The organism is Mucilaginibacter sp. (genome assembly GCF_025362475.1).
Classification (GTDB): domain Bacteria; phylum Bacteroidota; class Bacteroidia; order Sphingobacteriales; family Sphingobacteriaceae; genus Mucilaginibacter.
On sequence record NZ_JANYGH010000050.1, the window covers coordinates 73,074 to 84,233 of the forward strand.

Annotated in this window: 8 protein-coding genes; 4 read left to right on the forward strand and 4 right to left on the reverse strand. The window is 39.1% G+C overall.

The features are described from left to right. Positions 1-64: 64 nt before the first annotated feature. Complete coding sequence (locus tag Q0R88_RS16595) at positions 65-1,975, reverse strand: tetratricopeptide repeat-containing sensor histidine kinase (protein WP_295718135.1); 1,911 nt, start codon at positions 1,973-1,975, stop codon at positions 65-67. A gap of 89 nt (positions 1,976-2,064) precedes the next feature. Further along, the gene (locus Q0R88_RS16600; protein ID WP_295718137.1) at positions 2,065-2,631 is read right to left on the reverse strand and encodes an acyl-CoA thioesterase; all 567 of its coding nucleotides are present in this window, start codon (positions 2,629-2,631) and stop codon (positions 2,065-2,067) included. Positions 2,632-2,758: 127 nt separating this feature from the next. Here Q0R88_RS16600 and Q0R88_RS16605 point away from each other — a divergent pair, with 127 nt between their 5' ends. Then, the gene (locus Q0R88_RS16605; protein ID WP_295718139.1) at positions 2,759-3,496 is read left to right on the forward strand and encodes a hypothetical protein; all 738 of its coding nucleotides are present in this window, start codon (positions 2,759-2,761) and stop codon (positions 3,494-3,496) included. Between the two features lie 58 nt (positions 3,497-3,554). Here Q0R88_RS16605 and Q0R88_RS16610 read toward each other — a convergent pair whose 3' ends face one another. Continuing rightward, complete coding sequence (locus tag Q0R88_RS16610) at positions 3,555-3,920, reverse strand: STAS/SEC14 domain-containing protein (RefSeq protein ID WP_295718140.1); 366 nt, start codon at positions 3,918-3,920, stop codon at positions 3,555-3,557. A 152-nt stretch (positions 3,921-4,072) separates the two neighbouring features. On the opposite strand from Q0R88_RS16610, the gene queG reads away from it, so the two are divergent. Next, positions 4,073-5,005, forward strand: coding sequence for a tRNA epoxyqueuosine(34) reductase QueG (gene queG, locus Q0R88_RS16615; protein ID WP_295718141.1), 933 nt, complete (start codon positions 4,073-4,075; stop codon positions 5,003-5,005). Between the two features lie 81 nt (positions 5,006-5,086). Here the strand turns inward: queG and Q0R88_RS16620 are convergent, their stop codons facing one another. Beyond that, positions 5,087-6,124: an exonuclease domain-containing protein gene (locus tag Q0R88_RS16620; protein WP_295718143.1), complete on the reverse strand. Its 1,038-nt coding sequence runs from the start codon at positions 6,122-6,124 to the stop codon at positions 5,087-5,089. 130 nt (positions 6,125-6,254) lie between these two features. Here Q0R88_RS16620 and Q0R88_RS16625 point away from each other — a divergent pair, with 130 nt between their 5' ends. After that, positions 6,255-8,234 (forward strand): transglutaminase domain-containing protein, encoded by a 1,980-nt coding sequence (locus Q0R88_RS16625; protein WP_295718144.1) that lies wholly within the window; start codon positions 6,255-6,257, stop codon positions 8,232-8,234. After that, a complete protein-coding gene (locus tag Q0R88_RS16630; protein WP_295718148.1) occupies positions 8,234-10,144 on the forward strand; it encodes a DUF3857 domain-containing protein in 1,911 nt (636 codons plus the stop codon). The genes Q0R88_RS16625 and Q0R88_RS16630 overlap by 1 nt, the downstream gene beginning before the upstream one ends. Positions 10,145-11,160 lie beyond the last annotated feature (1,016 nt).

Consider the following 11,160-nt stretch of genomic DNA (forward strand, 5'->3'; position numbering starts at 1 on the left):
ATTACTTACTATTTAAGATACAATAACATGTTAATTAGATAATAAAAAAAGGAATAATTTTTGTTTAGCCAGCCAACGGAAGGCTAAAACTAAAGGTGCTTCCTTTATTTACCTCTGATGTTACCCATAGCCGACCGCCATTAAACTCAACCAATTCCTTACATAAAAACAGGCCAATACCTGTACCTACTTCTCCCATGGTACCGTTCTCGGTAAAGTGCGAATTAAAACCAAATAATTTGAGCTGCTGTTCATGGGCAATACCCTTGCCTGTATCGTTTATATTGATAATAAGTTCATTTTTATCAATACGGCTGCTTAAGCTAACAGTGCCATTATCATCTGTAAACTTTATAGCATTGCTTATAAGGTTCCCAATTACCACCTTAATATGCTTTTCATCGGCCTTTACAAAATTGCCTGTGATAGCCACGTTTTGAAACTCGATATTTTTTTGAAGCAGCTGGTAACTATAAATTTGCGCCATCTCCTGGCCTATCGCATAAATATTAATAGCTGATGGGCTTATATTGATGCCCCTGATCTGGCTGCCGGCCCATTCCAATAAATTGGATAAGGTGAGCTCGGCCCCTTTTATTACAGGTTCCATTTTCTTCATCAAACCATGCATGTCTTCCAGGTTTAAATCATCATCTTCAAATAGACCCATTATATTACGCAGGTTGGCAAAAGGTGTGCGCAGATCATGCCCTATAACTGCCAGTAGCTTATCTTTTAGTTTATTTACGGCAGCCAAGTTTAGGGCTTGCTCTTCTATCAGGTTTTTCTGAATTATGAGGGCCTCCTGCTGCCTGCACAGCGATTTGCTCAGTAACTTCTTTTGATTATAACTGTAGTAAGTGATATATAAAGCAATAAGCACTACCAATAGCGAAATTGCCAGTGTTATGATGATGATAGTTTGAAAATGAATTTTTTCTTTTGCCTCCTTACCCTTTCGTTCAATAGCGGCTATCTCGTTCAGTCTGGCATTAAACGTAAAGTAGTTTTGTATGAGCTCGGTATTATGTCTTTTATTGTACACATTTAAGCTATCCAATGCCGCGCTGTATTTCTTTTGATAAGTCAGCGCATTTAAAAGATCATGCTTTTGCTCAAAACTAACCACCATTGCTTTGTAAGCTGATGATATGCCCTCCATCAAACCCAAACTATCAGATAACCTTGCTCCTTTTTGTGCATACCCTATAGCTTTATCGTATTGTTTAAGCTCATTATAAAGCACAGCAAATTCAATGGAGGTTTTTGCACGCAGGCGCTTATTGCCGGTTTTAAAACTCATCCTAACAGCGGTATCCGCGTAAGCAATGGCTTTGGGGTAGTTTTTTTTATAGTGATGGATGGAACCAAGACGGGTATAAACAATGCTGATATTACCATCATCTTTAGCCTGCTTAAAATAGGTTAATGCCTGCATACTGGCAGGTATTGCATTATTGTAATCCTGCATCCTGATCAGAATCAGTGCTTGTTCGCTATAAAACTCACCTAGCATTAGCGCATCCTTACCAGCATATTTTGCCGAGATATCGACATTGCTTTTAGCTTCTTTATAATTTTTAAGTTCGAGGTAAGTGCGGCCCAGAGAATTGTAGCATTCGGCCAATATGAGTGGCTTATCCTGCGGAATATATGTCAAGGCAGATTTTAAGTAGAATAAACTTATAGGATAATAAGACTGTGCCCAATAAACGTGCCCCAGGTTTAAAAACCCATACCCTATACCATAATTGTATTTTATTTTTTCAGAGCGGAGCAGCGCCTTTTCGGCCATGCGGCGTGCAGAATCAGGATTACTTACATAAAGTTCATCTGCTGCTATATTTAACTTATCAATACCAGCTCTTTCTGCCGCGGCATTAACAGGTTGTACCTTAGAAACTTTGTTTTGGGCATAAGTTACGCCGCCTGGTAACAGTAACAATAATAATAACTGGCCAATAATTTGCCTCATTTATACAGGAGTTGGGAAACCTTAGTTCTTAATTTATTAATATGGCGTTACCCAAAACTTGCTGCAAATTAGCGGATAACTTAAAGACGTTACCCAGCCACTAAGCATCTTTCGCCCACAAGCAGCTGAATGCAATGCTCATAATTATCAGGCATTTGTATTTGCTCAACTTCTTTCATATAACTCTGCTTGATTTCTTTACGGCGGCGTGCCTCTATAAATCGCCTTACCTGCTCGCGATGTTCCAATATCAATCCCGGAACTTTGGCCGGCTTGTTAGCATCATCCTTAGCTACCATGGTAAAATAGCTGGTATTTGTATGCTTTACAGAGTTGTTCTTGATGTTTTCTGATATAACCCTGATCCCCACTACCAACGATGTGTTACCAACGTAGTTAACCGAAGCCATTAATGATACCAGCTCGCCCACCTCAACAGGGTGCAAAAAATCAACCGTATCAATAGATGCTGTTACACAATAATTACCCGCATGTTTAGCAGCGCAAACATAGGCCACTTTATCCATCAGCGACAGCAGAATACCCCCGTGGATTTTTCCGCCAAAATTAGAATAAGAGGGGATCATCAGTTCCGTGATGGTAGTTTCAGAAAAGCTTACCGTTTTATAATCGGATTGATCTGTAAGAGCTGTCATGTGATAAAAATTGTGCTTACAAGTTTAAGCATCCCATGCTATTAATGCAACATTAGTATTACATAGTTAAAACAGATTAAACTTTAGCAAACTTAAATAGTCAATAACCAAACCCAATTATCTTCAAATGGTTGATATTAATGGCAACCTGTTTTATATTTACCCAAAATCAATATCACAATTGAAAACTATTATCCTGTTAATTGTCTCCCTATTTTGTATAAACAGCGCCTACTCACAGGAAACTGTTGAGCGGAGCCATAAAATTAACGATCATATTACAGAAAAACTGCATGTGCTAAAAAGCGACAAAAGTACAAGGCAGGGTTTGTACCAGGCCGTGTATAACAAATCAATCGCTATAGCGAGCGGTCAGTTTGATAAAGATATAAAAACTGGTGTGTGGCATTTTTATGACCCAAACGGCCATTTGCTGCAAAATTACGATTACACTAAAAAGGATCTCTTGTACGAGGCCCCGGAAGACACTACTTCAAACCTTCGTTATTTTGTAGATAAACAACTTACCGATACCGACCGCACCACTAAACCCATTAAACCAGGCGGAAGATACTATGGATACCTCCCTTATTTAAAACTATTTAAATTACCGGCAAACCTAATGGATATTAATAGGGATGTTTCCATTGCCGTGGTTGAATTGCTGGTTAGCCCGGGCGGTCGGCTGGCTTATTTTAAGGTAAGCATATACAGTGGCAACTATTCCAAAACTTTTAATGTAAACATTGATGCCCTGAATGATGAGGATAGAACATTTATCCCCGCAACCTTAAACAACGAACCTATTGGCTGCAGAATATTAATCAAATGCTTTATTGATAATGATGGCACTTTGATTTTTTAGCAAAAAAAACACTTTCTGGTGTTTCATGCAGGCTGATGATTAGCAGCTTGCTCTTTGATCATTTTTCCGCTATCCACTTAACAGCTTCGTCCAGCTCATCTATAGAATAGCCTTTATATTTACCTGGTAATATATACTTAAACAGGTGGCTAAACTCCCGCACGCCGCGCTGATCTGTCACGATTGCCAACTTGTTCCACTTGGTAAAGTACTTAAGGCCAATACTTATATTGCCGCACCATGCCCCTGCATCAAAATTTTTTATATGAGTTTCCAATACCAATAGAAAATTTATTTTACCATTTTCTTTAATATGATCATGGATCAAAGGTTTCAACGCATCTTCATAATCGGTATTTGTGATTTCTCCAACAGCGTGTAAACCTAAGATATGTTTTGGCAGGAAATTTAAGTGCTTAAGCATTTACATACGGTATATTTTATCAATAGTTACAAAAACCACACCATTAATTAACAAAAACGTCATTTTAACACTTATATTATCATTTTAAGTTGAAATCCCCTGAGAACACGTCTATTTTTTGACTTTCAATTTATAGTATCTTTGTGGCAGATATGCAAAACAGAACGCTATATAGCCAGTTGATTAAAGACGAAGCCCAAAAGCTTGGTTTTTTGTTTTGCGGTATATCCAAAGCAGAGTTTCTTGAAGAAGAAGCCCCCCGGTTAGAATCATGGTTAAAAAAAAACATGCATGGCGAAATGCAATACATGGAAAATCATTTCGACAAACGCCTTGATCCGCGGCTGTTGGTGGATGGTGCAAAATCTGTGATCTCATTGGGTATTAACTATTACACAGATAACAAACAAACCGATCCGTTAGCGCCCAAAATATCAAAATATGCCTATGGCATAGATTACCATACTGTTATAAAAGACAAACTGAGACAATTATTACAGCTCATTAACGAGAAGATTGGCGAAGTTGGAGGCCGGGTATTTGTCGATTCGGCACCGGTATTGGATAAGGCCTGGGCCAAACGGGCTGGCATGGGCTGGATAGGCAAAAACTCCAACCTGCTAAACAAAAAGGCCGGTTCTTTCTTTTTTTTGGCAGAATTGATCATCGATCTGGAACTGGAATATGATATTGCTCCCACTATGGATCATTGTGGTACTTGTACCAATTGCATTGATGCCTGCCCAACAGATGCCATTGTAGGCCCTTATGTAGTTGATGGCAGCAGATGTATCTCTTACCTCACCATCGAACTTAAAAACGAGATTCCACCGGAGTTTAAAGGTAAAATGGATAACTGGATGTTTGGTTGTGATGTTTGCCAGGATGTATGCCCCTGGAACCGTTTCTCCGTATTAAACACTGAACCGGAATTTACCCCCCACCCCGACTTGCTTAATTTAAAAGCCACCGACTGGCAGGACATGACCCAGGATGTTTTTCAAAAGGTATTTAAAAACTCGGCAGTAAAGCGTACCAAATTTGGCGGATTAAAGCGGAATATTGATTTTTTGAAGGAGATATGAGACTTTTTAGGAAAGTACAATTTCATTAATGCAAAAAGCCCCTGATGGGGCTTTTTGCATATCTCAAATCTAAATTAAACACTACCCTTTTTTAAATTTCAATGCCAGCTGGGCCAGCATATCATCATTTACAGGCTGAGCAGGTTCATCCTTCTTTTTAAATGGCTTGGGTGGATATTGAGTTTTGGTATGATCGGGCTTGTGAAACTCTTTTTTAGGATAATCCGTTTTGGGAGCTTCCGCCTTTGGAGCCTGGGTTTGCTCGGCAGGCTTTGGCTGTTGAGCAGCATTTTTTGCCTGGCGTTCTGCATTTCTTTTAGCATTCCAACGGGCGTGAATTTCTTCCAGCTTGCGTTTGGTATATAAAGGAAAATCGCCCTGCATCATCCATGAATAATAGCTTGGCTCGGCAGTTAATACATCTTCTACTCTTTTGCCTTTGTGCTTGCCAAAGTTGATGGTTTCTTCGCCCTGCTCATTATAAACCATGCGGCCGGCAAAATCAACCGGCTTACTTAAGTTAGTAAATTTATGCAAAGCCTCTACATCGCCCACAACCGGAACGGTGATATTGCCTTTTTTATCTTCCCATTGCATATTTTCATAGCGCTCAATCTGCGCCAGCAATACTTCCATGGTGGCGCGGGTATCAACCTCGGCCGAGTGTGCGTTCTCTATTTTTTTATCGCAATAAAACTGGTAAGCGGCTTTAAGTGTGCGCTGCTCCATCTGGTGAAATATATTTTGCACATCCACAAAATGGCGATTATCCAAAGTAAATGCAACGTTAGCACGCAAAAACTCTTCCATCAGCATAGGAATATCAAACTTGTTGGAATTGTAGCCGGCAAGGTCGCTATCGCCAATAAATTCGGCAATGGCCTGGCCCAGGGCGCCAAATTGCTGCTCGTTCTGTATATGCTCGTCATAAATGCCATGCACTAATGATGATTCCAACGGAATAGGCATACCAGGATTAACGCGCCACGTTTTAACTTCTTCGCTACCATCAGGCTGCAGCTTAATAACAGATATCTCAACTATGCGGTCGGCCCCTATATTGGTGCCCGTAGTTTCAAGATCGAAAAAGGCAAGCGGACGTTTTAATTTTAGTTTCATGGTAAAAAATCAGTAATACTGTAAAGGTCGCAAATGTCTTAAAAAGAATCAGCAGAATAAATTTTTTAATTTAAATAATATTCGGTTTTATGTATTAAATTAAAACCATCCTAATTATCGCAATTATTGTATGAAAAAAATACTCCTTATTACTATTTTATTTATTGGTATTCAACACTTTGCAATCGCTCAGGATTTTGAAGAAAGTGTAACCACCGAAGACCTTAGCCTAAAAAAATACGCAAAAGATACATCGGCCCATGCCTTATTTTTAAATGAGTTTGGTAAAAGCAGAATTGATATTACCGGGGACGACCATGTAAGACTAATTTTCAATTATCATGCCCGGATCAAAATCTTTGATAAAAAAGGACTTGAAAGTGGCACCATAGAGATACCTATTCAACATAGCGGTAATAATGAAACTACAGAAGAAGTTGAAGAAATAGTTGGCACTACTTATTACCAGGATGATGATGGCCTTATGCGCAGTGCACCATTTGATGCAAAAAAAGTATATACTGTAAAGGATCATAAGTACCGAAGTACTGTGAAGTTTGCTTTACCAGCTTTGCGGCCAGGTTGTGTAATTGATTTCAGGTATAAACTTATATCACCTTACCTTGACGAATTCAGAAATTGGGATTTTCAGGATTTTATACCCAAGGCGCGGTCAAAGTACGAGGTACATATCCCCGCATTCTGGACGTTTAATGCCATATTGCGCGGAAGTTTAAAACTTTCAAACAATACATCGGAGATTGAACGGGAATGCTTTTCATCTCACGGCGCCAAATGCGATTGTTCGTTAATAGTGTACGAAATGAAAGATATCCCTGCTTTTGTAATTGAGGACCATATGACCTCGCCCAAGAACTTTTTGGCAGCTATATATTTTGATGAGGTTGAATGGACCAACCCCTACACCAGTGCAAAAACTGTTGTTTCAAAAACATGGAAAGATATTGAATATCAGCTTAAAACCAATGAGTACTTCGGATCCCAGTTTAAGCGTAAGGAGCTAATGAAAGATAGGATTGCCGCTGTAATAGCTGGAAAAACAGATGACCTGGAAAAAGCCAAAGCCATTTACGCCTACCTTCAAAAATGGTTTAAATGGAATGATCTTACCACCATTTATAGTCCCGACGGTATAAAAAAGGCATATGAAGCACATACCGGTACCATTGGCGATATTAACCTGGCCCTTGCCGCTGCCCTAAGAGCGGCAGATATAAACACCGAAGTAGTAGTTTTATCAACCCGTAATAATGGCAATATCAATATGCTTTACCCGGTAATTAATGATTTTAATTACGTAATAGCTAAAGTTAATATTGGCGATAAAAGTTACCTGCTTGATGCCACCGATCCCTTACTATCATTTGGATTACTACCGCTCAAATGCCTAAATGATAAAGGCAGGGTGATCAGTTTAGATAAACCATCGTACTGGATTGAATTAAGCGGACTGCAGAAGGAGTCAACAACACAATCACTGGACCTTACTTTGCTTGATAATGGTAAGCTTAAAGGCACCATATCCAACTATTATTCTGGTTATGATGGCTACTTAAAACGCAAGGCCATTAAAAAGTTCAATTCGATTGATGAATATGTTGAAAATCAGGACGAAAAATTACCCAAACTCAAGATCCTTAAATCAAGTATATCAAACCTTGATAGCCTTGATATGCCGCTTGGAGAAACCTTTGAAGTTGAAATTGACGCGTTTGATAACATGAACCATAACCGGTTGGTATTTAATCCTTTTTTATGGGATAAAATTACTACCAATCCATTTAAGCTTGCCGAAAGAGATTACCCCGTTGATTGGGGGATGGCCTCAGATAACCGGTTAATACTAAATATGCACCTGCCCGATGCTTATACTGTTGAAACCCCGCCACAGTCAATAGCTTTTAAAATGCCGGGCAATGGAGGCATGTATGCAAGCAGCTTTGAAAGTATGGGCAATACATTTACGTTCTCGAACATCACTAAGTTTACCAAACCTATTTACACATCCGAGGAGTACCCTTACTTAAAAGAGCTTTATAATAAGATCATCCTTACCCAAAAAGCCGATATGGTTTTCAAGAAAAAATAATGAAAGTATTTGTAACGCTGTTATCATTCCTGGCATTAAACATAAGCGCCGGCGCACAGGAAAATTATGATGTATCACTGATACCAAAGGATTTGTTACCCTATGCCAGCGCAGTTGTGCGTAATGAGGAACTTAATATTGAGGTGAAAGATCTTGATAATACTTTTTATCATATAAAACAGGCTATAACCATATTAAACAAAAATGGAGCTGACGAAGCCGAAATAGTTGTGTTTCATGACAAAGCCAATATTATAAAAGGCATAAAAGGAATAGTATACAACCAGTTTGGTAAGCCCACAGGTAAATTTTCTGAAAGCGACTTTGAGGATGTTGACGCGGTAAGCCGGTCAACACTTTTTGATGATACCAAGGTTAAACATTTTAACCCGGCAGTATCCGATTATCCCTACACTGTGGTCTATGAATATGATATAAAATCAAAGCAATCACTCAATTTCAGTGATTGGGTACCTAATTCATCAACCGGAGTAGCCGTTCAAAAAAGCACCTATACTTTCAGCTGTAAACCCGATTTCAAGATCAGGTATAAAGAGTTAAATGTACCTGTTGGTGTAGTTACAGGTACCAACAAGCTGGGAGAAAATACCTATACATGGCAGTTAACCAATTTAAAAGCCATAAAGGAAGAGCCATACAGCCCCAATCATGATAAATATTTGAGTAGGGTAAAAGTAGCTCCCGAAAAATTTGAATACCTGGGTGTACCCGGGTCATTTAATGATTGGAATGGGATGGGTAAATGGATATATGATAAATTGCTGGCCAGCCGCACAACGCTCCCGATGTCAACAAACGAGAGGATGAAGGAGATCACTAACGGTATTACCGATCCTAAATTGAAAGCCAAAAAGATTTACGAATACATGCAGGGCAAAACACACTACATAAGTGTACAGGTTGGCATTGGCGGTTATCAGCCGTTTTTGGCAAGCGATGTAGACCAGCAAAATTACGGCGACTGTAAAGCACTGGTGAACTATACCCAGGCATTGCTTAAGGCCGTTAATATTGACTCCTATTATTGCATTGTAAAATCGGGTTCACGTAAGCAGGGTCCATTAAAAGATTTTGCCAGTATGAACCAGTTTGACCATGTTATACTATGCCTGCCATTTAAAAACGATACCACTTTTCTGGAATGCACAAGCCAGCAAATTCCCTTTGGTTTTTTAAGTGATTTTACCGACGACCGATATGTATTAGCCTGCACACCCGAAGGCGGTAAACTGCTGCACACACCTAAATACACAGCCCAGGATAACGTACAACATTGCAAAGCCAGCTTCATCATCGATGCAGATGGTATGTTAACAGGGAATATGCTTACTACTTTTAAAGGCACACAGTATGATAACCGCGAATATATCATCCAGGAAGCGCCAAAAGACCAGGTGAAAAGCCTTCAAAAAGAATATCCGATAAACAACCTCGAGATTGAAAAATTTGAATTTAAACAGGATAAAAGTATTAACCCTGTAGCCACAGAAATTATAAAGCTAAGTGCGCCTGATTATGGATCTGCAAGTAACGGTAAGATAGATTTTTTAGCTAATGCCATTAACCGTACAGACGGAGCGCCGCGGGAAGTACATAACAGGCATAACGCTTTTTATATTAACAGGGGCTATACTGATGAAGATGAAATTAGTTACACCCTGCCTAAAGGTTACCATGTTGACATGCGACCGGCAAGTGTAACCATTGATAAGCCCTTTGGAAAATTCTCTGTATCGGCCGTTGTAATTGGCGATCAGCTGATATATAAACGTAAGCTGCAGGTAATTGATGGCACTTACAATAAAGATATGTACCAGGAGTTTGTGGATTTTTACCAGGCCATCAGCGAAACGGATAATAGCAATGTTACGTTGATTAAAAATAACTAAATATGACGATGCCGAGTATGATACCTATAATCATAACCAGGTAGAGCAAAATTTCGTTCCCTGCAAACTTTTTATACTTTGACCAGAATGAGTATTCTTCTTTTTGATTTGACATAACGATGCAAAAATATTCATTTTTAATGTAGTTTGTAATTACCACATTCTTATTGCTATCTAAAAATAAAAAAACAGACCGTCACGAGTTTGAAAATTCAAAAAACTCTAAAGGTGGAAATGACAAGCGGCGAAAGACTTACGAAGTTTTAAAAACTTCGTAAGTCTGGGATTCAACAACTTGTCATGGGAAGTTTTACTATCCGGCGGACACTGAAAGGAAAATGACGTTTGAAAAGTTTGTCATCCTGAGGAACGAAGGATCTATTTGCAGACTGTGCATGGCGAATAACAGATCCTTCACTGCGTTCAGGATGACAAAAAGTTTCTTCGCGAACACGTCATAGATATGCACAAAGCAATCGCAGGCTTTATACAGGGCGAATCAGCGCAGTTGGCGATTGCCGCGCTACGCTTGCAATGACATGGTGTTGTTGCCTTTCAGACAGCTTCTGAGTATTATAGATATTATTTGCGGTGTTATTAAAATCCGGTTTCACTACCGGTCGCTCTGTTTTCTTGACAGTTCCGCATGCCGAAATAAACATAATTACAGCAAGCACATAAAGTGTTAGATACCACCTATGCGAACCAAATAACCATAATTTAAAAGTTGGCATGACAAGTTAAGTTAGTTCATATAAACTTACAAATACTGATCCATAACCAAAAGACGCACTGAAAATAAATTAGTTACATCAAAAGAGTAAAGACTGGAAGATTGAGGAGCAAAGACCAGAAGATTAAGGAGCAAAGACGAAAGATTAAGGACAAAAAGCTAAATTGCCTCCCCAATTTATTTCACCTTTCACCTTTCACCTTTCACCTTTCACCTTTCACCTTTCACCTTTCACCTTTCACCTTTCACCTTTCACCTTTCACCTTTCACCTTTCACCTTTCA